This is a genomic window from Reyranella soli, from assembly GCF_007992495.1.
Classification (GTDB): domain Bacteria; phylum Pseudomonadota; class Alphaproteobacteria; order Reyranellales; family Reyranellaceae; genus Reyranella; species Reyranella soli.
Genome location: NZ_BKAJ01000069.1, coordinates 1 through 22,028, shown reverse-complemented (window position 1 = coordinate 22,028; position 22,028 = coordinate 1). Strand labels below are relative to the sequence as shown.

The window sequence follows — 22,028 nt, the reverse complement described above, 5'->3', positions numbered from 1 at the left end:
TCGCGGGCCGATCGCCACTCCGGCTGGCATTCCCGGGCCTCAGAGAAAGGTGACTCGCGCCTCGCGCCCCAAGATCTCCGGGAATATCACGCCGTCATCGGCCTGGATCTCGACCTCGATCTGGCGGACACTGGCCACGCCCATATCCGCCTCGCTGCGCTTCTCGCGTTTCACGGACATGGGGGCGATAGCGATCTTGCCGCGGTACACCGTGGGGGTGCCGCGGAACGTGACTTCGACCGGCGAGCCCACCTTCAGGCGCGGCAGGTGCAGTTCATCGACCGTCGCGAAGACGCGCAATTGCTTCATGTCGACGACTTTGGCGATGCCCAAGCCCGACGCCATCTCGCCCTCGCGTGAATTGATCTGGGTGACGACGCCGTCGATGGGCGAGCGGACAAGGGCCTCTTCGCGGACTCGCAGAGCCTGATCGACCGCCGCCTTCAGCCTGACGATATCGGTGGCATTCTGCTCGAGGTCGATCTGCAGCCGCCGCTTGTTGAGGGCGAGGCTGGCCTCCTGGTTCTTGATCCTCTGCTCAGACAGCCAGACTTCGAGGTCCTTTTCCTCGGGCGGCCTGCCCGAACGGTTGCGCAGTATGGTCGCCAATCGTTCGTTTTCGATCGCCGACTTCAGAGCACCTTCTTCGAGCTGAAGATCGACGACGCGCGTGCCCTTCAAGGTGGTTTCGCGCAGCCGCTCGGTCTTCAAAAGGTTGTTCTCGGCGATCTTCAGGTTGACCTCGGCCGTGGGATAGTTGCCCATCACGGCAATGATCTCGTCGCGCTTGACGATCTGCCCTTCCTTGATGCGCAGTTCCTTCAGCACCGCACCGCCATTGGGGTCGTTGGCGATCAGCACCGTGCCGGCCGGAGCCTCCGTGTAACCGCGCGCGATCAGGGGACCGCCAGTGGGCAGGGCACCCGTCGCGCCATTGGCGGCCTGCTGGCTGCGAGCAATCCATGCCGCAGTCACGCCGACCGCCACCAGCGCAACCGCGCCGGTCATGACCCGCTTCATCGTTCCGCTCTTCGCCACTGGCCGCTGCCCACTACCCTGTTTGGACCCCGTCACCACGGGAACATTTGCGCAAAAAATGGTTATCTTTCAATGGGGTCGAGGCCCAATTCATCACCAATATGGCGGCCTATTGTGGCCAAATTCGACTTGATCCTGGCCGGTTTTATCCCGATCCCGCCCGGCGGCAATGAACCGCGAGGCTATGACGCAGGGACGTTCCCCGTTGTCTGGCCCCGTTGTCGGCCCCCGCTACTTGGTCGCCTTGTCGAAGGCGAGGCCAAAGCCCAGCAGCGGCACGTCTATATTGATCGTCCGCTTGTTGGGATCCTGGAGCGTGAGCTTGAGGGTCGTGCCGTTTCTCAGTGACGCCAGGAACGGGTCTTTCAAGGGAAGCGAGACGATGCAGCCGGCATTGGTGCAGGTCTGCACCGGCAGTTTTTCCACCGCGCCATTGTCGACCTTGAGCTGGACCGGCTCGGTCAGGCTGATGCCGAGGGGAAGCTGGATGGTCAGGCTGGGCGCCTTGGTCTCCGGCGCGATCCGCGCGGTGAGCTGCGCCACGAGCTGCTTGTCGTCGCGATTGATCATCTGCTGGACGGCGCGGCAGTCCAGGACCTTGCCGTCGCTGGTGCACTCGACCCGCCAGCCCGCGACGGGGGCGTCCTGCGCCGATGACGGTACCGTCGCGATAAGTCCAGCGACGAATGGCGCGAGAAACGCCAGAACGCGACGGCGGCTACCTGATGTCATACTGTTAGGCTCCTCCCTTGGGCGCGATAATCGCGAACTTCCGGCGGTATGCAAGGGGGCGTGGAGCTACATCTTCAGGAGCCATGCCTCGACATTGCCCTTGCCCTTGACCTCGATCTCGCCGCGCGCCTCGAACGTGAACTGGTCCTTCAACGTCTCGTAGACCGGTCGCGTCACCTGGATCATGTCAGGCAGGCCGCCCGATTCCATACGGCTCGCCAGGTTCACCGTGTCTCCCCACAGGTCGTAGATGTACTTGCTCTTGCCGATGACGCCGGCCACGACCGGGCCGCTGTTGACGCCGACCCTGAGCTTCATCGAGACTTGGTACTCCATCGCGTGCTCGCGGGTGATGTGCACCATGCGGATCGCCATGCGCACCATGCGGGCGGCATGGTCGGGCACCGCCACCGGCATGCCGCACACCGCCATATAGGCATCACCCACCGTCTTGATCTTCTCGATGCCGAGCTCGTGGGCGGCCTCGTCGAAGCGGCTGAACAGGCCGTTGAGAAGTTCCACGACCTCGGCCGGCGGCATCTCCGACGACATGGCGGTGAAGCCGACCAGGTCGGCGAAGGCCACGGTGACCTCGGCGAAGCCGTCGGCGATACCCTTCTCACCGCCGCGCAGTCGATTGGCGATCGGCGCCGGCAGGACATTCAGCAGCAATTCCTCGTTTTCGCGGTTCTTGCTTTCGATGAGGACATTCTTCTCGCTGATCTCGTCGACCATGCCGTTGAAGGCGGCACAAAGCTGGCCGATCTCGTCGCGCGTGCGCACCGGTACGTGGGCATTGTGGTCGCCGGCGGCGAACCGGCGCACGCCGGCCGTGAGCTCGCGCAACGGCCCCAGCAGGGAGCGCGAGAGCCAGGCGCCCGTCACCAGCACCACGATCAGAGCCAAGCCGCCCACGATCATGAGATCGCGCTCGAGACGGCGGACAGGCGCGAAGGCCTCGGAGGAGTCGATCTTGACGATCAGCGCCCATTTGACGCCCGCGATCCGTATCGGCCCCCATGAGGCCAGGGTCGGGATGCCGCGATAGCCGAGGATCTCACCGGTGCCTTCGACACCGCCCAGGGCGGCGCGGCTGGCCTGGGTGTCGACCTTCTGTTGCAGGACGGGCGTGCCGTAGCGGCGAATGTCCTCGATGTCTTCGGCAGATGTCTGACCGCCCTTCAGCTCCTCGAAATAGAGGTCGCGATTCTCGAAGAACGTGCGTGGGCTGGAGCGGATCAAAAAGTCGGGCCCGACCAGATAGGCCTCGCCGGTGGCGCCAAAACCTTCGTGCTGCCAGCGCCGCCCGCCGGTGACGATATTGTCGATCTCGTCGATCGAGAGTTGCGCCACCAGCACCCCTGTAACAACGCCCTGATCGACGATCGGCGCTGCCATGAACGCCTGCGGTGCGCCGTTGGACGGCAGGTAGTCAGCGAAATCCTCCAGACATGTCGCCGATGGGTCCGGCGTCTGCGCGCAGCGCGCCACGGCAACCGCCAGGTTGGAACTGCGATAGGGTCCCGCCCTGAGGGAGGTGCCGAACTCGGCCTCCTTCTCGACCGAATAGATGATGCGGCCGGTGCGCGGATCGACCAACAACAGGTCGGCGAAATTCAGCGTCGCCGCCGCGGTCCGCAGCAGCGGATGATAGAGAGCATGCAGCTTGGCATAGTTCCCCTCACCCGCCTCGGTGACCAGCTTGCGCCGTTCCTTGGGATGCGGGTTGTCGACGATGTACCAGTCCTGGAGGAAGTAGGGCGCCGACCCGACCGGGAGGAAGTCCTGCAGGGGCGTGTTGGCGCCCAGCAGGCGGCGCACCCTGGGCATATAGTCGGTCTCGTACCAGTTGACGACGCGCTGGCGCACGTCAGCGGGGACCGGCTTGGCATCGAGCTCATCAACGGCTTCGCGGAAGCCGCGCATGGCGTCGACGACCATCTTCGACGTCGACAGCAGCCGCATGTCGGCACGGATGGTCCGGAAATAGACCGTGACCTGATGCGCCTTGCTCTCGCGCGTCGCCGTGAGCTGGTTGAAGATCGTTTGCTCGAGTGCGTCGCGCGCACGGACGTAACCCAGGATGCCGGTGATCAGCACAGCGACGGCGCCCAGCAGGATCAGGACGGCGAACAGCTTCGCCGCCAGACCCCAGCGCGTTGGTTGAATGGCCGTCGCGTCGGCCATGATGAAACGTCAGCTCTTCTTTTGTGTGTAGGCGCCGCCGGAATTGGCGGCACGCACCTCTGCAGCCGTACGCGCCTTGCGCAGGAGCACCAGGCGGCGCGCCTCGTCGTCGAGCATGGCGCGGGCATTCTTGACGACCGCCTCGGCATGCGCCGGTGGGAACTTCACCGCACCGTTCTCGTCCATATGGATCAGGTCGCCTGGCGCCACGTCCATGCCGCCGACCGAGACCGGCACGTTGACCGACTGCACGGCCATCTCGCCGTGGCCTGCGGTGACGCCGCCCAGCAGGAGCTGGAAACGAAGCTTGCGGATGGCGTCGATGTCGCGCGACGGGCCGTTCGAGATCATGCCGATGCAGCCCACCGCCATCATCGAGCTCACCATCATCTCGCCCGCGAGGCCCGCCTTGTTGTGCAGCTCGGGCGGCCACTTCTGCTGGATCACCAGGATCGTCGGCTTCTTCATGGCGTCGAGCGCATCGACCACGTCCATGAACGACAGCCGGCCGGCGAAGTTGGGATCGGGCAGGCCGTAGACGCAGGTGACGGCGTAACCGACGATCGGACCCATCTCGGGATAGAGGCAGCGGATGCTGGTGTCGCTGTACCAGTTCTCGGTCCACGGATTGTAGAGGCCGAGACACAGGGGATTCTTCGGATAGGTCGCCACCACGTTGGTGATGGTGGGCGTGTCGATCTTGCGCAGCTCGGCGAAGATGTCGTCGGACAGCGTGATGGCTTGGTCGGGCATGGCAGGCGGTTCTCCCTTTGCAGGCCTTGTTCTTCGCGCAATTGGCCGCCGCCGACAAGGGACTGCGCGCCCACGCCGTTGCTGGGCAAAAGGGATGGCTTGCGGTAAAGCTCGAGGGCTTGGCGGCCGCCATCTTCTACATCCGGATGCTGCTTAACGCCGTCCCTGCCCTCTGGAGGCAGCGAAACCAATATCGCGTCCGCGGTCGAGGCGCGCGATCCGATGCAGGCAGGTGGATTGGAAGAACGACTCGGACGTAGTTGTCTTCAGGATTCCTCCCGCGACGATCAAGGTCGAATTGGTCCAGTAACCACGTGGGCAGGTCGTACCTATCAATTTCACTGAAGTATGGGTCCCCACACGAACTCCGGGACCCGATAACGATAATCCATCCCCTTGGTAAGATCGAAGAATGCGTCGTTGTTGAGGTGGTTTCGGGCGTCTTGTCTCGCGCGTTCAAACGCTGCTTCTTCAATGGTTATGTCCTTCAATTCCGGCGTGAGCTGGACGACGATGGAACCATTGTCCAACTCCTTCACACGGTAGGCCGGACAGGACAGGAGTCGCTCGCGGGAAAACAATTCCACATAGGGCTTGCCGAACATTGTCACCCAATAGATATCCGGCAAGAACTTCCGCAGGTGGTGAGTGACAAGGTAGAGATCCTTCTCCGTGTAGGCTGCATCCAAGAAGCTGACCGAGCCGTTCGCTCTGCCTCTCGGTACTTCCGCGTCCGTAATCTTGTGAATGAAGCCAAGGTCTGCCGAGAACGTGCAAGCAGCACACTCCAGCAGTTGGCAGAAAGCGGGCTGCGCAAAATCTTTGACCTTCTTTAGGCTAATGCTCCATATGGCGTGGTCCCGATGTGGACCATACTGCATAGAAAACTGTTGAGGATGCTAAGGGTTGTCTCGGTCGTATCATTTCGTAGTCTTTCTGCGAGACGAGCCAAATCATCTCGGGCTTTTAGGATCGAGTCTTCATAGATGCGGCTTCCATAGGTCGCGATTGCGCTTACAAGTCCATCAATTTGATCGGCTGTTGCACGTCGGTAATCCTCGATGGATCGCGAGAGCGCTTCAGTCCGGCGTTCGGGCAACCTGCCAGCTGGCTCTGTGGGTGTGACGGGATTCTTCGGTTCCGTCGGTTGATCTTGCGGCGGCGGCATCCGCTGCTCTGCCTGCGGCAACTCGGGGTCGCCAGCGTTCGCAAGAATAAAGTTAGAGTCTGCAACGGGCCCAACCGACGGTGTCGGGGCAACGCCTATTGGCTGCGGCATCGCAACAGTAGGCCATGATACCTCGCGTTTGGCGCTGTCCGCTTCCGCATAAGGCCATCCATTTATCAGTGGCTGCGGCCAAGTATTCCACATCACCGCCTCAGGTGTCGGCTCGGAATTGGCAGGCCGCGCCGTTGTAACGCCGGGGCCGCTATTGATGTCCGTTTGCCACACCGGCGTGTCGGAGGGCGGCCACCGTTCGGCGCTCGGCGTATTGGGAGACTCCAGATCAGGCAGGGGGCTGATGTCGTCAACGTAAGGGCGGGTATCCTCACTCCCGCGCGCGTTCTGGTTTGTCGTTAGATATGATCTCGCCAGGCCAATCAGTGGCTCATTGGGCACGATGCGCCGCCCGGTACGCGGATCGAATGCCGTCGACAACTGTGGCACCGGCATTGTTACAACCTTGTAGAGCCACTCGGGAAGCTGCGGTGGAATGAGCGAGGTCGAATCCTCGGCGCCAGGCGGTGTAGGTGTTGGCGCGGTGTCTGAAGATGATGGCAGCGCCGATTCCGGGCGCGTCTCCTCAAACCAGTTCGTTTCCCGGCGCTGCGCATCGCTTCCGCTGCCGACGAGGTTTAAGCCCAGCAAGGCTTTCTCGGGGCTGAGGTTGAAGCCAAAGACGTTGTCCCATGGTGCGGCGCGAAGGCCGGCCAAGCCGGTCGGCAGAGTTGACTGCGCTAGAAGCTCCAGATCCGGCGTAGGAATCCTCAGGATTGGTTGCGCCAGCGCTTGTGCCGCGCCGGCATAGGGCGAGGTCAGCGTTCCAAGTGGCATGCCGAATCCGAAGGAGCCTGCTGTCCCTCCACGCTGCGCGCCACGCACGGAACCGTCGGGATTCATGCGAAATCCGGGCAGTTCGTCGGCTGGGGGTGGCTCGACGTGGAGCCAGGGGATCATGGCTTCGGGCCGGACATTGAACATCGACGAGCTCCTGCAGAAGCGTGGCCTCGTTCTGTGCCTAGTGGATTGCCCGAAGGCGAAGCCAGAAGAGGGTGGGAGCATTGTAAAACAGAACTCAAGTCAATAACTAGGGTATGTAAAATAACTGAGATTGTTTATCGGAGTTTTGAACGACAGACGCGTCCGCCAACAAAAAGGCGCCCGTGAGCGCCCTTTTTCATCGCTAGATATCCAGATCAATCACTTGATAGACGGGCGCCGCTTGTCCTTGAGCAGCCGGTACGCCTCGTCACCTTGCGCGGTGGCCAGTAGCTTGACGAGCCAGCATCGCGGTGTGGGCGGCGGTCTTCGGGCTCTCGATTGCGAGCTTCGTGCTGGCGGCCTGACGGCCGGTCACGGGACGAAAACCATGAACACGAAGACCGCGAACAGCACCAGATGCACGAAGCCCGGCAGGATATTGGTGCGCCCGCCGGCGAAGGTCACGAGGCTGACCGCGAAAGTCAGGACCAGCAGGACGGTGTCGTGCATGTCGACGCCGAGCTCGAGCGGCTGCTTCAGGACGATCGCCAGCAGGGAAACGGCGGGGATGGTGAGGCCGATCGTGGCGAGCGATGAGCCGAGCGCGAGGTTGAGGCTCTTCTGCAGTTCGTTGCGCCGGGCGGAGCGCAGGGCAGCGACCGTCTCGGGCAGCAACACCAGCAGCGCCACCAGGAGGCCGACGGCCTCGGTCGGTGCGCCGATCGACACGACCGCGGTCTCGATCGACCCGGAGACACCCTTGGCAAGCAGCACGACGGCCACCAGCCCGACCAGCAGCAGCACGACGCTCTCCCAGAGCTGACGCTGGCCGGGCGGTGCATGGTCTTCCGATGCGCCACCGAGGTCGGACAGGAAGTAGTCGCGGTGGCGCACGGTCTGCACGTAGAGGAACACGGCGTACAGGATGATCGTCACGAAGCTGACGAAGGCGAGCTGCGAGGTGGTGTAGAACGGGCCGGGCATGCTGGTGGTCCAGGTCGGCAGGATCAAGGTCAGGGTGGCAAGCGGCATCAGCACGACGAGGTAGGCGCTGGCGCCGGGCAGGCGGAAGCCCTGCTCGCCATAGCGCAGGCCACCCAGGATCAGGCACAGGCCGACAACGCCGTTGCACACGACCATGATCACCGAGAAGACGGTCTCGCGTGCCAACGTCGGCTTACCCTCGCCTGCCAGCATGATCGACAGGATGAGCGCGACCTCGATCACGGTCACGGCGACGGTCAGCACCAGCGTGCCGTAGGGCTCGCCGGTGCGGTGGGCGATCACGTCGGCGTGCCAGACGCAGGCGAACACCACGCCCATCAGCACAAGCAGGCCCACCAGGGGCAGCACCAGGCCAAGCGCGGAGTCATTAGCCGGGAGCGACGACAGGGCGAAGGCCGCCGCAAGGCCCGCCAGCGGCACTGCTCGCCACGCTAGCGTCCGGTAACGGCCTGCCATCCCATTGCCCCACCTCAAAAAACTGCAGACAACCGATATACGCAAGCTCCGACACGGAAGCGAGGCGGACTTGGTGCAGATTTTGTCAGGGTTGATGACTATTTTTGCAGGCACACGCTTTGCGTGAAATCGGTTAGGCTCATCGTCTGTTTCGCCGAGGGGGCCGGACGAGGTGAAAAACCGCATCCTTGCCAGGATGGGAGCTATCGCTGTCCTGGCTGTCGTGGTCGGCGCGGGCTACCTCTTCCTGCAGCACACAGGGCGCGACCGAGCGGCCGTCGCGGCGATGGCACAGCCCGCCATTCCGGTGAGCGTCGCAGTCGCGAAAACGAGCAACGTGCCGGTCTATGTGCGCGGCATCGGCACCGTCCAGGCCCTCAACACCGCCGTGATCAAGACGCGTGTGGACGGCACGATCGTCAAGGTCTCCTTCCAGGAAGGACAGGACGTCAAGGAAGGCGATCCGCTCTTCCAGATCGATCCGCGGCCCTTCCAGGCGGTGCTCGATCAGGCCTCGTCCAACCGGGCCCAGAACGAAGCCAAGCTAAGAGGCGCCCAGCTCGACCTCGAGCGCTACCTCAAGACCTCGGCGCAGGGCTACGAACCCATCCAGATTCGCGACGAGCAGCAGGCGCGCGTCGATGCGCTCAAGGGCCAGATCGCCGCCGACGAAGCGGTCATGCACTCGGCCCGTCTCAACCTCATCTACGCCGACATCCGTGCGCCGTTCGACGGCCGCACCGGCACGCGCCTGGTCGATGTCGGCAACCTGGTGCAGGCCTCGCAGGCCACGAGCCTGGTCAGCATCACCCAGATCAAGCCGATCTACGTGAACTTCACCGTGCCGCAGGACGTGAACGAGCAGGTGCGGCGCATGCAGAAAGCCGGGCCGCTGGTCGTCATCGCCTATGGCGGCAAGGACAGGGAACTGGCGCGCGGCACGCTGTCGGTCGTCGACAACCAGATCGAGACGGCGACCGGCACGCTGCGGCTGAAGGCAACCTTCGAGAACACCGACGAGCGTCTGTGGCCGGGCCAGTTCGTCAATGTGCGCCTGCAGCTCGAGACCCGCACGGACGCCGTCACCGTCCCGCAGCGCGCCGTCATGCAAGGCTCCAGCGGCTATTTCTGCTTCGTCGTGCGGGCGGACGGCACGGCCGAGCGACGAACGATCGAGATCGGCGCCGTGCAGGACGGCATCGCCGTCATCGACAGCGGCGTCGCGCCCGGCGACAAGGTCGTGATCGACGGCCAGTTCCGCCTGTCCGACGGCACCCGCGTCAGGGCCGCCGAGCCGGCAAGCTGAGGCGGCCATGAACTTCTCCGAGCGCTTCATCCGCCGGCCGATCGCGACGTCGTTGCTGATGCTGGGCTTGCTGGTGTTCGGGGCTTCGGCCTACGTCCTGCTGCCGGTCGCTGCCCTGCCCGACGTCGACTTTCCGACCATAACGGTGACCGCCAACTTGCCCGGCGCCAGCCCCGATACCATGGCCACCAGTGTCGCCACGCCGCTGGAACAGCAATTCGCCGCCATTCCCGGCCTGGTGGCGATGACATCGTGGAGCGGGCTGGGCTACTCCGTGATGTCGCTGCAGTTCGCGCTGAGCCGCAACATCGACGGCGCGGCAACCGACGTGCAGACCGCCATCAACGCGGCGGGCGGCCTGTTGCCCAAGGACCTGCCCAATCCGCCAACCTATAAGAAGGTCAACGCGGCCGACCAGCCGATCCTGATCTACTCCGTCCATTCCGACGACCTACCGATCTACAAGGTCGACGACTTCGCCTTCAGCGTGCTGGCGCAGACGATCTCCGCCATCCCAGGCGTTGCCCAGGTGAACGTCGCCGGCCAGCAGGACTTCGCCGTTCGCATCCGCGCCAATCCCGCTGCGCTGGCATCGCACGGGATCGGCATGGAGGACATCCGCAAGGCAATCGCGGCTGCCACGACCAACCAAGCAAAAGGCACGCTCGAGGGTCGCTTCCAGTCCTTCGTGCTCGACGCGAACGATCAGCTCTTCCAGGCCGAGGGTTACCGCGACGTCATCGTCGCCTTTCGCAACGGCGCCCCCGTGCGCATCCGCGACATCGCCGAGGTGGTCGACGGTGCGAGGCTGCCGCGCACCGGAGCGTGGCACAACAACAAGAAGGCCGAGGTCCTGCTGGTCTACCGCCAGCCGGGCGGCAACACGACCGAGATCGTCGACCGCGTGCGGGCGACTATGGCCGAGCTCGTCGCGTCGGCGCCGCCCGCCATCAAGGTCGACCTGGTGTCCGACCGCTCGACGGCGATCGAGGCGTCGATCGCCGACGTGAAGTTCACCCTGGTCCTCACCATCGCCCTGGTGGTGATGGTCATCCTCCTCTTCCTGCGGCACTTCTGGGCGACCGTCATCCCGAGCATCGCGGTGCCGCTGGCCCTGGTCGCCACCTTCGCCGTCATGTATGCGCTCGGCTACAGCGTCAACATCCTGACGCTGATGGCTCTGACGATTGCCGTCGGCTTCGTGGTCGACGACGCCATCGTCATGATCGAGAACATCGTACGCCACATCGAGAAAGGCGAGACGCCGCTGCAGGCGGCATTCAAGGGTTCGGGCGAGATCGGTTTCACCATCGTGTCGATCACGATCTCGCTTGTGGCCGTGTTCATCCCGCTGTTGCTGATGTCAGGCATGGTGGGCGTGCTGTTGCGCGAGTTCGCCGTCACCGTGACCGCCGCCATCGTTCTGTCGGCCTTCATATCGCTGACACTGACGCCGGTCATGTGCGCCCGCTTGCTGCATTATGCGCCTCGCGCCGAGCGGGGCCGCGTCGAGCAAGTCTGCGAAGGCGCCTTCGACGCCGTGCAGCGCGGCTACGACCGTGGCTTGCGTTGGGTGCTCGACCATCAGCGTCTCGCCCTGGCCGCGACCATCGCCCTCGCCGTCCTGTCCGGCTGGCTGTACGCGGTCATCCCCAAGGGCCTGTTTCCCCAGCAGGACACAGGCTTTGTCTTCGTCACGGTCGAAGGCCGCCAGGACATCTCCTACACGGCGATGGTGGAGCGGCAAGAGGACGTGGCGGCCGTGTTCCTGCGCGATCCGGCCGTGCAGAATGTCATCGCCTTCGCCGGTACCGGACCGATCGTGTCGTCCGAAAACCTTGCGCGCTTGTTCGTGCAGCTCAAGGACTACTCGAAGCGCGACGTCTCCGCCCAGCAGTTCATCCAGCGCATTCGCCCAGAGGTGGCGAAGGTCCGCGACGTCAACGTCTATCTCCAGGCAAGCCAGGACCTCACTTTCGGCGGCCGGCTGAGCCGCACGCAGTACCAGTACACCTTGACGTCGATCGACACCGCCGAGCTCAATCGCTGGGCGCCGGTCCTCGACCAGCGCATGCGCGGCCTGCCGATGCTGCAGGACAATGCGACCGACCAGCAGATCGCCTCGCGTCATGTCACCGTCGAGGTCGACCGTGACATCGCCTCTCGTCTGGGCATATCGCTGTCGGCGATCGACCAGACGCTCTACGACACGTTCGGCGAACGCCAGGTGGCGACGATCTACAGCGCGGCCACGCAGTACAAGGTGCTGCTGGAATCGACCGATCACTTCGAGAAGGGGCCGGACGCGCTCTCCCGCCTCTACGTTTCCGGCGCCAATGGCGTGCAGGTGCCGCTGAGCACGGTGGCGCGCTTCACCGACACGGTGGCTCCGCTCACCATCAACCATCAGGGCCAGTTCCCCTCCGTGACCCTGTCCTTCAACCTCGCGCCCGGAGCAGCGCTCAGCGATGCGGTCGCCGCCGTCAACCAGTTGCGCCAGGAGCTCGACGTCCCGTCGACGGTCCAGGGATCATTCCAGGGGATCGCCCAGATCTTCGAGAAGTCGCTGAAGTCGACGCCGATCCTGATTCTCGCGGCGATCTTCACCGTCTACATCGTGCTGGGGATGCTCTGCGAGAGCTACATTCATCCCATCACCATCCTCTCGGCCCTGCCGTCGGCCGGTGTCGGTGCGCTGCTGGCGCTGATGCTGTTCGGTTACAATCTCAGCATCATCGCGCTGATCGGCATCATCCTGCTGATCGGCATCGTCAAGAAGAACGCCATCATGATGATCGACTTCGCGCTCAAGGCCGAGCGCGAGCAGGGCATGAGCCCGCGCGAGGCGATCCACCAGGCCTGCCTGATGCGCTTCCGCCCGATCATGATGACGACCTTCGCAGCCCTCGGCGGCGGCCTTCCGCTGGCGCTGAGCCAAGGTGTCGGTGCCGAACTGCGTCATCCGCTCGGTGTGTCGATCGTGGGCGGTCTTTTGGTCTCTCAGTGGCTCACGCTCTACACGACGCCGGTGATCTATCTCTATCTCGGCCGCCTGGCGCAGTGGCTGACCGCGCAACGCAGGCAACGCACAATCGCAGCCAACCAGTAAGCAGCGTGTAAGCGAACCTGCGCGACGATGCCGATCTGCAGCACACGTGACGCGCTCACGAAATGGTGCGTCATCGTCTGCGGCAATTCAGCATCCCGCGAGGCACGGCTGTCGATCCGCCACGTATAGCCATGTAGTCGCCACAAAAGCGGATGCACTTTGGGTAGTGTCCGTCGATGGAGCTTGCCGCGTATGAACAAAGGCATCTGGTCCAAAGTTGGAGCGGTCGGCCTGATGGCTGGCCTTGTCGTCGCGGGCTGGTTCATCGTCACTGAGATGGGGAGAGACCGGGCGCGCGCCGCGGCGTCGACGCAAGTGCCTCCTGTTCCCGTCGTCACGGACATCGCCGTCACCAAGGACATGCCAGTGATGGTGCGCGGCATCGGCACGGTCCAGGCATACGAGGCAGTCGCTGTGAAGACCCGCGTCGACGGCCAGATCGTCAAGGTCGCCTTTACCGAAGGTCAGTTCGTCAAGGCGGGCGACCTGCTTTTCCAGATCGATCCTGCGCCGTTGCAGGCAGTGCTCGATCACGCCAACGCCGCCAAGCAGCGCGACGAAGCACAGCTTGCCGGTGCCAAACTGGATCTTGAACGTTACGGCAAGCTGATCGGCTCGGGGTACCAATCGCGCCAGAGCTTCGACCAGCAGCACGCCACTGTCGATGCATTGACGGCAACGGTCGCGCTCGACCAGGCGACGATCGATACCGCCAAGGTCAATCTCGCCTTTACCGATATCCGCGCGCCGATCGACGGGCGGACCGGCCAACGCCTGGTCGATGTCGGTAACGTGCTGCAGGCGAACCAGGCGGTGCCGCTGGTCAACATCACCCGCATCAAGCCGATCTTCGTGAATTTCACGGTGCCGCAGGACGTCGCCGACCCGATCCGGCACGCCCAGGCCGCGGCTCCCCTGACGGTGATTGCCTTTGCCGCCGACGACAAGACGAAGCTGTCGCAGGGCAAGCTCACCCTGATCGACAATCAGATCGACGCCGCGACGGGAACGTTGCGCCTCAAGGCCACGTTCGATAACGCCGACGAACGGCTGTGGCCGGGCGAATTCGTCAATGTGCGGCTTGTGACCGACGTGCGCGTCGGCGCCGTCACCGTTCCCGAGCGTGCGATCATGCAGGGCCCGGAAGGCTACTACGCTTACACGGTGAACCCGGACAACACCGTGCAACGGCACCCCATCGAGATCGCCAGCATGCAGGACGGCCTCGCCGTCGTCGCCCACGGCCTTGCCAACGGCGACAAGGTCGTGGTCGACGGCCAGTACCGGCTTTCCGAGGGATCCAGCGTCAAGATCGACACCGCGTCTCCCGCCGGACAGTCAGCAGCCGCGGGCAAAGCCGGCTGAACGGCGCGTACCATGAACATCTCCGAGACCTTCATCCGCCGGCCGATCGCCACCTCGCTGATGATGCTGGGACTGCTGGTGTTCGGTGCCGCGACCTACAATCTGCTGCCCGTCGCGGCGCTGCCCAACGTCGACTTCCCGACCATCACCGTGTCGGCGACCCTGCCCGGCGCCAGCCCGGAGACCATGGCCTCCTCGGTCGCCACGCCGCTCGAGCAGCAGTTCGCCGCCATCCCGGGTCTCGCCTCGATGAACTCGACGAGCGGCCTCGGCACGACCTCGATCGCGCTGCAGTTCGATCTCGGCCGCAGCATCGACGGCGCGGCGACCGACGTGCAGACGGCGATCAATGCGGCGAGCGGGCTGCTGCCGAAGGACCTGCCCAACCCGCCGACCTACCGCAAGGTGAACCCGGCCGATCGCGCCATCCTGATCTATGCGATCTCGTCGGATGCGCTGCCGATCTACAAGGTCGACGACTACGCCTACACCATCCTGGCGCAGAAGATCTCGGCGGTCGCCGGCGTGTCCCAGGTGCTGGTGGCCGGTCAGCAGGACTTCGCCGTGCGCGCGCAGGCCAACCCCGCCGCGCTGGCTGCCCACGGCATCTCGCTCGAGGATGTGCGCGCTGCGCTGGCCAACGCCACGGTCAACCAGGCGAAAGGCAACATCGAGAACGAGCACAAGTCGATCACCATCGACACCAACGATCAGCTGTTCCATGCCGCAGGCTACCGCAACATCATCGTCGCCTACCGCAACGGCGCGCCGGTCAAGCTGCAGGACGTGGCCGACGTCGTCGACGCCACCAAGGCGCCGCGCAACGGCGCCTGGTTCAACGGCAAGCGTGGCGAGCTTCTCCTGGTCTTCCGCCAGCCCGGCGCCAACACCGTCGAGGTGGTCGACAACATCAAGGCCATGATGCCGCGGCTGCTCGCCTCGGTGCCGCCGACGATAGGCGTCGATCTGGTGTCGGATCGATCGCAGTCGATCCGCGATTCGGTGGTCGACGTCGAGTTCACCCTGTTGCTTACCATCGGCCTGGTAGTGATGGTGATCTTCATCTTCCTGCGCCACTTGTGGGCCACGATCATTCCGTCGATCACCGTGCCATTGTCGCTGGTCGGCACGTTCGGCGTCATGTACGTGCTGAGCTACAGCATCGACAATCTGAGCCTCATGGGCCTCACCATCGCCGTGGGCTTCGTCGTCGACGACGCGATCGTCATGATCGAGAACATCGTGCGCTACATCGAGGCGGGCGAGCGGCCGTTCGATGCGGCGTTGAAGGGTGCGGGACAGATCGGCTTCACCATCGTGTCGATCACGTTTTCGCTGATCGCGGTGTTCATCCCGCTCCTGTTCATGGGTGGCATCGTCGGGCGCCTGTTCCGCGAGTTCGCCGTCACCGTCACCGTGGCCGTGGTCATGTCGGCCTTCGTATCGCTCACCCTGACGCCGGTCATGTGCGCGCGCTTCCTCAAACGCCACGCCGGCCACAAGCGCGGCCGACTGGACCAGATGTGCGAGGACGCCTTCGAGGCCACCGTGCGCTTCTACGATCGCGGCCTGCAATGGGTGCTGCGCCACCAGTTCGTCACCCTGATGTCGACGATCGTGCTGATCTTCGTGACCGGCTACCTCTATGTCGTGATCCCCAAGGGCTTCTTCCCCGAGCAGGATACCGGCTTCATCTTCGCCCAGGCCGAGGCGCGACAGGATATCTCCTTCGCCGCCATGGCCGACCTCCAGAACCGGCTTTCGGCGATCGTCCAGAAGGATCCGGCTGTGTCGGGCGTGGTGGGCTTCGTCGGCTCCACCGGCGGCAATTCGTCGGAGAACACCGCGCGCATGTTCATCCAGCTGAAGCCGTTCGGTGAGCGCTCCGCGTCGGCCCAGCAGATCATCCAGCGGCTGCGGCCCAAGGTGGCCGAGGTGCCGGGCGTGAGGTTCTTCATGCAGGCCGGCCAGGACATCAATGTCGGCGGCAGGCTCAGCAAGACCGAGTTCCAGTACACGCTCACCTCGACCGACAGCGAGGAGCTGAACCACTGGGCGCCGATCATCGAGCAGGCCATGGCCAAGCTGCCCGGACTGCAGGATGTGACGTCGGACCAGCAGATCGCCTCGCCACACCTTTCCATCGACATCGACCGCGACAGCGCCTCGCGGCTTGGCCTGTCACTCGCCCAGATCGATCAGACGCTGTACGACGCCTTCGGCCAACGCCAGGTGGCGACGATCTATGCGTCGAGCACCCAATATAAGGTCGTGCTGGAGGTGTTGCCGTCGTTCCAGGCCGATCCGGCGGCGCTGTCGCGCATCTACGTCACCGGCGTGAACGGTGCGCAGGTGCCGATCAGCACCGTGGCGAAATTCAGCAACAAGATCGCGCCGCTCACCATCAACCACCAGGGCCAGTTCCCGGCAGTGACCATTTCGTTCAACCTGGCGCCCGGCACGGCGCTCGGCGAGGCGGTGGAGCGCATCCAGCAGGTCCAGACCGAGCTCAAGACACCGATCACGCTCGACGGCTCCTTCCAGGGCACGGCCCAGGTTTTCCAGTCGTCACTCAGCTCCACGCCATTGCTGATCGCGGCCGCCATCCTCGCCGTCTACATCGTCCTGGGCATGCTCTATGAGTCGTATGTCCATCCCATCACGATCCTCTCGGCCCTGCCCTCGGCCGGTGTCGGCGCGCTCCTGATGCTGATGCTCTTCCACTACGACCTCAGCGTCATCGCCCTGATCGGCATCATCCTGCTGATCGGCATCGTCAAGAAGAACGCCATCATGATGATCGACTTCGCCCTCGAGGCCGAGCGCGAACAGGGCAAGAGCCCGTTGCAAGCCATCCACGAGGCCTGCCTGCTGCGCTTCCGCCCGATCATGATGACCACCTTCGCCGCGATCGGCGGCGGCCTGCCCTTGGCCATCGGCCAGGGCGCGGGCTCCGAGCTGCGCCGGCCGCTCGGCATCGCCATCGTCGGCGGCCTGATCGTGTCGCAGTGGCTGACGCTCTACACCACGCCGGTCATCTACCTGTATCTCGATCGCTTCCAGCACTGGCTCGCCGGCAAGCGCCGCCGTCCGACCGGACAGATCCCGGCCGCCATACCGCCCGCGATGCCTGCCGCCGAAGCCGGCACGCACGCCGCCGACTAGCCGCCATGTCCGGTCAACACGAGGAAGACGAATATCTCGACCAGGACGAAGCCGAACGCGACGACGCTGGCCGCCGCAACAGCCTGATCGCGCTCGTCGTGCTGGCGGTGCTGGTCGTCACCGGCCTCGTGCTGGTGGACCGGCTGTCGTCGGTATCGGCGCTGCAGGATTGCCTGATGAGCCACGCCACCAATTGCGCGACCGTCAGTCCGCCGCCTTCGGCTGCGCCCGCGGTTCAGAGCGGCGCTTCCACCACTCGCTGAACTCGCCGACGACCCCCTTGCGGAAGGCCATGACGATCACCACGAAGATCAGGCCCTGGATCACCAGCACGAACTCGCCAGTCGCGGCGAGGTAGTTCTGCATGGTGATGATGATGAAGGCGCCGATCACCGGGCCGATGATGGTGCCGAGACCGCCGACCAGGGCCATCAGCACGACCTCGCCCGACATCGCCGCGCTGACATCGGTCAGCGTGGCGAACTGCAGCACCATCGCCTTGGTGGCACCGGCCAGGCCCGCCAGCGCCGCCGAGAGCACGAAGGCCAGCAGCTTGTAGCGGTCGGCCTCGTAGCCCAGCGACAGGGCGCGCTGCTCGTTGTCGCGGATCGCCTTCAGCACCTGCCCGAACGGCGAATGGATGAAGCGGTAGATGGCGCCGTAGCCGAACAGGAAGATCGCCAGCACGACGTAGTAGAGGACCCGATCGTCCTTGGTCGGGATCAGGCCACCGAGCAGCGGTTTGCGCACGATGCCCTGCAGGCCGTCCTCGCCGTGGGTGAACGGCGCCTGGATGCAGAAGAAGTAGACCATCTGCGCGAAGGCAAGCGTGATCATGGCGAAGTAGATGCCCTGCCGGCGGATCGCCAGCGCGCCGGTGACCAGCCCCAGCAGTGCCGCACCGCCGACACCCGCCAGCAGGCCGAGCTCCGGCGGCATGTCCCAGGCCTTCACGACATGGCCGTAGAAGTAGCCCGCCATGCCGAAGAACATGGCGTGGCCGAAGCTCATCAGGCCGGCATAGCCCAGCAGCAGGTTGAAGGCGCAGGCGAACAGCGCAAAGCACAGCGCCGTCATCAGGAACACCGGATAGGCGAACCACGGGGCCGCCAGCGCCAATACCGCGACGGCGACGGCGACGATCATGCGTTGGCTGGGCGACATCATTTGGCCCGCCATCACTTGGTTTGGCCGAACAGGCCGGCCGGCTTGATCAGCAGCACCAGCGCCATGACCACGAAGATCACGGTGTTGGAGGCCGGCGGATAGAACACCTTGGTCAGGCCCTCGATCAGCCCGAGGCCGAAGCCGGTGACGATCGAGCCCATGATCGAGCCCATGCCGCCGATCACCACGACGGCGAACACCACCAGCACCAGGTTGGTACCCATCAGGGCCGAGACCTGCTGGATGGGCGCCGCCAGCACGCCGGCCAACGCCGCGAGGCCGACGCCCAGGCCGTAGGTAAGCGTGATCAGGCGCGGCACGTTGATGCCGAAGGCGCGCACCAGGGTCGGATTCTCGGTCGCCGCGCGCAGGTAGGCGCCGAGCTTGGTGCGCTCGATGCCGTACCAGGTGGCGAGGCAGATCACGAGCGCCGCCAGCACGACGAAGCCGCGATAGGTCGGCAGGAACATGAAGCCGAGATTGTAGCCGCCCGGGATCGGGTTGGGATAAGGCGCGCCGGACGACCCCCACTTCCACTGGAACAGGCCCTCGATCACCAGGGCGAGGCCGAAGGTCAGCAGGAAGCCGTAGAGATGGTCGAGATGGTAGATGCGCTTCAGCAGCAACCGCTCCAGCACGACGCCGAACAGGCCGACGATGATCGGCGCCAACACCAGCGACACCCAGAACGGGATGTCGAGGATGCCGAGCAGCAGCCAGGCGGCGAAGGCGCCCATCATGTACTGCGCGCCGTGCGTGAAGTTGATCACGTTCAGCATGCCGAAGATCACGGCCAGGCCCAGGCTCAGCATGGCGTAGAAGGCGCCGTTGATCAGGCCGAGCAGGAGCTGGCCGAACAGGGCTTGGGGTGGGATTCCGATGAGCTCGAACATGGCGTTACACCCCCAGATACGCCTGCAGCTTGCCGATGTTCTGCTTCACGTCGCCCGCCGTCATGATGTCGACGACGTGGCCGTCCTCCATGATGTAATGGCGGTCGGCCACGGCGGCGGCGAAATGGAAGTTCTGCTCGACCAGCAGGATGGTGAAGCCGCGGCCCTTGAGCTGGCGGATGATCTCGCCGATGCGCTGGACGATCACCGGCGCCAGGCCCTCGGTCGGCTCGTCCAGCAGCAGGAGATTGGCGCCGGTGCGCAGGATGCGGCCGATCGCCAGCATCTGCTGCTCGCCGCCCGACAGCTTGGTGCCCTGGCTGCGCCGCCGCTCCTGCAGGTTGGGGAAGAGCTGGTAGATCTCTGAAAGGCTCATGCCGCCCGGCCGCACCATCGGCGGCAGCAGGAGGTTCTCCTCGACGTTCAGGCTCGAGAAGATGCCGCGCTCCTCCGGGCAGTAGGCGAGCCCGAGCCGGGCGATGGCGTCGGACGGCTGGCCGACCGTCTCCTTGCCCTCGAAGGCCACCGAGCCGGTGCGCTTCTCGACGATGCCCATGACCGACTTCAAGGTCGTGGTCTTGCCCGCGCCGTTGCGGCCCAGAAGCGTCACCAGCTCGCCGCGGCCGATTTCGAAGCCGACGCCATGGAGAATGTGCGATTCGCCGTACCAGGCCTGCAGGCCCTGAACCTTCAGCAATGTCTCAGCCATGACCCGTCCCGACATAGGCTTCGACGACCGCAGGATCCTTGGACACCGTCGCGTAAGGGCCCTCGGCCAAGACCTCGCCGCGCGCCAGCACGGTGATGGTGTCGGAGAGGTCGGCGACGACGGACATGTTGTGCTCGACCATCAGCACGGTGCGATCGCGGGCGACGGTGCGGATCAGCGCGGCAATGCGCTTGATGTCCTCCTGCCCGAGGCCGGCCATCGGCTCGTCGAGCAGCATCATCTCGGGATCGAGCGCCAGCGTGGTGGCGATCTCCAGGGCGCGCTTGCGGCCGTAGGGCAGGTCGACGGCCTGCTGCTCGGCAAAGGCTTCGAGGCCGACCGCCGTCACCAGCTCCATCGCGCGACCGTCGAGCTGGTTCAGCACGCGTTCGCTGCGCCAGAAGAAGAAGGAATTGCCGAGTTTGCGCTGCAGAGCGACACGGACATTCTCGCGTACCGAAAGGTGCGGGAACACCGCCGAGATCTGGAAGGAGCGCGCCAGCCCCATGCGCGCGATCGCCGCAGGTGAGCTGCCCGTGATGTTGCGGCCCTTGAAGTGGATCTGGCCCGCCGTCGGCGTCAGGAAGTGCGTGAGCAGGTTGAAGCACGTCGTCTTGCCAGCACCATTCGGCCCAATCAGGGCATGAATAGTGCCGCGCCGTACGTGCAGATTGACGTTCTTAACTGCGACGAAGCCCTTGAACTCCTTCGTCAGCCCTTCCGCCTTGAGAATTACTTCTTCTTCGGCCATCCCGCCTCCCTGCGGTGTCGCGAATTAATCGAAGCTTTGCGCCGCTGTCCAGCACTGGCGCAGCTCGGACGCCGCCGCTAGATATTTCGGCGCGTTGCGGGGAGTGGAGCATTGGGAGGATTAGCGTATGAGAGTTGGTAAATCTGTTCGTTACGTAGGCACGGCCGTTGCCGTCGCCGGCCTGACTGCCTTGGGAATGGTCGCGATCGCCCAGGCCCCTGTCCAGGCACAGGCGCCGGCACCGCTCAAGATCGGTGTCATGGAAGGCTTTTCGGGCGTCTATGGCGACCTCACCGCCGGTGAGGTCGAAGCCATGCAGATGGCGGTCGAGGATGCCACCAAGGAGACAGGCGGCAAGGTGCTCGGTCGTACGGTCGAGATCCTGTCGGCCGACCATCAGACCAAGCCCGACGTCGGCGCCCAGATCGCCCGTCGCTGGTACGACGTCGACGGCGTCAAGATGATCACCGGACTCGGCACCTCCTCGGTGGCCCTGGCGGTGCGCAAGATCGCCCAGGAGAAGGGCCTCATCGACATCAACACGGGTGCGGCCTCGGCCGACCTGACCGGCCCGGCCTGCTCGGAGACCGGCGCGCACTGGGTGTACGACACCTACGCGCTGGCCCACGTGACGGGCCAGGCGATGGTGAAGGCGGGCGGCGACTCCTGGTACTTCCTCACGGCCGACTACGCGTTCGGCCATGCGCTCGAGCGCGACGTTACCGAGGTCGTGAAGGCCGCCGGCGGCAAGGTGCTGGGCAGCGTCCGCCACCCGCTCAGCACGCAGGACTTCTCGTCCTTCCTGCTGCAGGCCCAGGCCTCGAAGGCCAAGGTCATCGGCCTCGCCAACGCCGGCCAGGACACGATCAACTCGATCAAGCAGGCCGGCGAGTTCGGCATCGTCAAGGGTGGCCAGAAGCTCGCGGGCCTGCTGGTCTTCGCGACCGACGTGCAGTCGCTCACCCTGCCGGTCGCGCAGGGCCTGGTGCTGACCGAGTCGTTCTACTGGGACCTGAACGACGAGACCCGCGCCTGGACCAAGCGCTTCCGCGCCAAGAAGGACAAGCTGCCCAGCATGCTGACGGCGGGCGTCTACAGCTCGACCCTGCACTACCTGAAGGCCGTGCAAGCGGCCGGCACCGACGACGCCAAGGCAGTCATGGCCAAGATGCGCGAGATCCCGGTCAAT

At 64.6% G+C, this 22,028-nt stretch carries 17 protein-coding genes; 6 read left to right on the top strand and 11 right to left on the bottom strand.

From position 1 onward, the window contains the following. Positions 1–39 precede the first annotated feature (39 nt). The 7 genes from RSO01_RS19265 to RSO01_RS19235 form a co-directional block, all read right to left on the bottom strand. Positions 40–987, bottom strand: a complete 948-nt coding sequence (locus tag RSO01_RS19265; protein WP_170303193.1) for an HlyD family secretion protein — start codon at positions 985–987, stop codon at positions 40–42. A gap of 282 nt (positions 988–1,269) precedes the next feature. Continuing rightward, entirely contained in the window at positions 1,270–1,770 is a 501-nt protein-coding gene (locus RSO01_RS19260; protein WP_147150879.1) for an invasion associated locus B family protein, read from the bottom strand. Between the two features lie 66 nt (positions 1,771–1,836). Further along, on the bottom strand, positions 1,837–3,957 hold the full coding sequence (locus RSO01_RS19255; protein WP_246158573.1) for an adenylate/guanylate cyclase domain-containing protein: 2,121 nt from the start codon (positions 3,955–3,957) through the stop codon (positions 1,837–1,839). Between the two features lie 9 nt (positions 3,958–3,966). Further along, positions 3,967–4,710: an RraA family protein gene (locus RSO01_RS19250; RefSeq protein WP_147150877.1), complete on the bottom strand. Its 744-nt coding sequence runs from the start codon at positions 4,708–4,710 to the stop codon at positions 3,967–3,969. Between the two features lie 338 nt (positions 4,711–5,048). Continuing rightward, positions 5,049–5,399, bottom strand: coding sequence for a hypothetical protein (locus tag RSO01_RS19245; protein WP_147150876.1), 351 nt, complete (start codon positions 5,397–5,399; stop codon positions 5,049–5,051). Between the two features lie 143 nt (positions 5,400–5,542). Next, complete coding sequence (locus RSO01_RS19240) at positions 5,543–6,913, bottom strand: hypothetical protein (RefSeq protein WP_147150874.1); 1,371 nt, start codon at positions 6,911–6,913, stop codon at positions 5,543–5,545. Between the two features lie 372 nt (positions 6,914–7,285). Continuing rightward, a complete protein-coding gene (locus tag RSO01_RS19235; protein WP_147150872.1) occupies positions 7,286–8,374 on the bottom strand; it encodes a calcium:cation antiporter in 1,089 nt (362 codons plus the stop codon). Positions 8,375–8,570: 196 nt separating this feature from the next. Here RSO01_RS19235 and RSO01_RS19230 point away from each other — a divergent pair, with 196 nt between their 5' ends. The 5 genes from RSO01_RS19230 to RSO01_RS19210 all read left to right on the top strand — a co-directional run bounded on the left by RSO01_RS19230 (position 8,571) and on the right by RSO01_RS19210 (position 17,582). After that, positions 8,571–9,680, top strand: a complete 1,110-nt coding sequence (locus RSO01_RS19230; protein ID WP_170303192.1) for an efflux RND transporter periplasmic adaptor subunit — start codon at positions 8,571–8,573, stop codon at positions 9,678–9,680. 7 nt (positions 9,681–9,687) lie between these two features. Continuing rightward, positions 9,688–12,789, top strand: a complete 3,102-nt coding sequence (locus RSO01_RS19225) for an efflux RND transporter permease subunit (protein WP_147150868.1) — start codon at positions 9,688–9,690, stop codon at positions 12,787–12,789. A gap of 234 nt (positions 12,790–13,023) precedes the next feature. After that, the gene (locus tag RSO01_RS19220; protein WP_170303191.1) at positions 13,024–14,154 is read left to right on the top strand and encodes an efflux RND transporter periplasmic adaptor subunit; all 1,131 of its coding nucleotides are present in this window, start codon (positions 13,024–13,026) and stop codon (positions 14,152–14,154) included. 12 nt (positions 14,155–14,166) lie between these two features. Then, positions 14,167–17,319: a multidrug efflux RND transporter permease subunit gene (locus tag RSO01_RS19215; protein WP_147150864.1), complete on the top strand. Its 3,153-nt coding sequence runs from the start codon at positions 14,167–14,169 to the stop codon at positions 17,317–17,319. A 5-nt stretch (positions 17,320–17,324) separates the two neighbouring features. Next, complete coding sequence (locus RSO01_RS19210; RefSeq protein ID WP_147150862.1) at positions 17,325–17,582, top strand: hypothetical protein; 258 nt, start codon at positions 17,325–17,327, stop codon at positions 17,580–17,582. On the opposite strand, the gene RSO01_RS19205 is transcribed toward RSO01_RS19210, so the two are convergent. The 4 genes from RSO01_RS19205 to RSO01_RS19190 are packed head-to-tail and all read right to left on the bottom strand — an operon-like array spanning position 17,524 to position 20,839. After that, positions 17,524–18,486, bottom strand: coding sequence for a branched-chain amino acid ABC transporter permease (locus tag RSO01_RS19205; protein WP_147150861.1), 963 nt, complete (start codon positions 18,484–18,486; stop codon positions 17,524–17,526). The genes RSO01_RS19210 and RSO01_RS19205 overlap by 59 nt on opposite strands. Positions 18,487–18,497: 11 nt before the next feature. Then, the gene (locus RSO01_RS19200; protein ID WP_147150859.1) at positions 18,498–19,379 is read right to left on the bottom strand and encodes a branched-chain amino acid ABC transporter permease; all 882 of its coding nucleotides are present in this window, start codon (positions 19,377–19,379) and stop codon (positions 18,498–18,500) included. A gap of 4 nt (positions 19,380–19,383) precedes the next feature. Further along, on the bottom strand, positions 19,384–20,088 hold the full coding sequence (locus RSO01_RS19195) for an ABC transporter ATP-binding protein (protein WP_147150856.1): 705 nt from the start codon (positions 20,086–20,088) through the stop codon (positions 19,384–19,386). Then, positions 20,081–20,839, bottom strand: coding sequence for an ABC transporter ATP-binding protein (locus RSO01_RS19190; protein ID WP_147150854.1), 759 nt, complete (start codon positions 20,837–20,839; stop codon positions 20,081–20,083). Before RSO01_RS19190 ends, RSO01_RS19195 begins: the two co-directional genes overlap by 8 nt. A 127-nt stretch (positions 20,840–20,966) precedes the next feature. On the opposite strand from RSO01_RS19190, the gene RSO01_RS19185 reads away from it, so the two are divergent. Continuing rightward, the coding region (locus tag RSO01_RS19185; RefSeq protein ID WP_170303190.1) for an ABC transporter substrate-binding protein at positions 20,967–22,028 on the top strand (1,062 nt) is incomplete at its 3' end.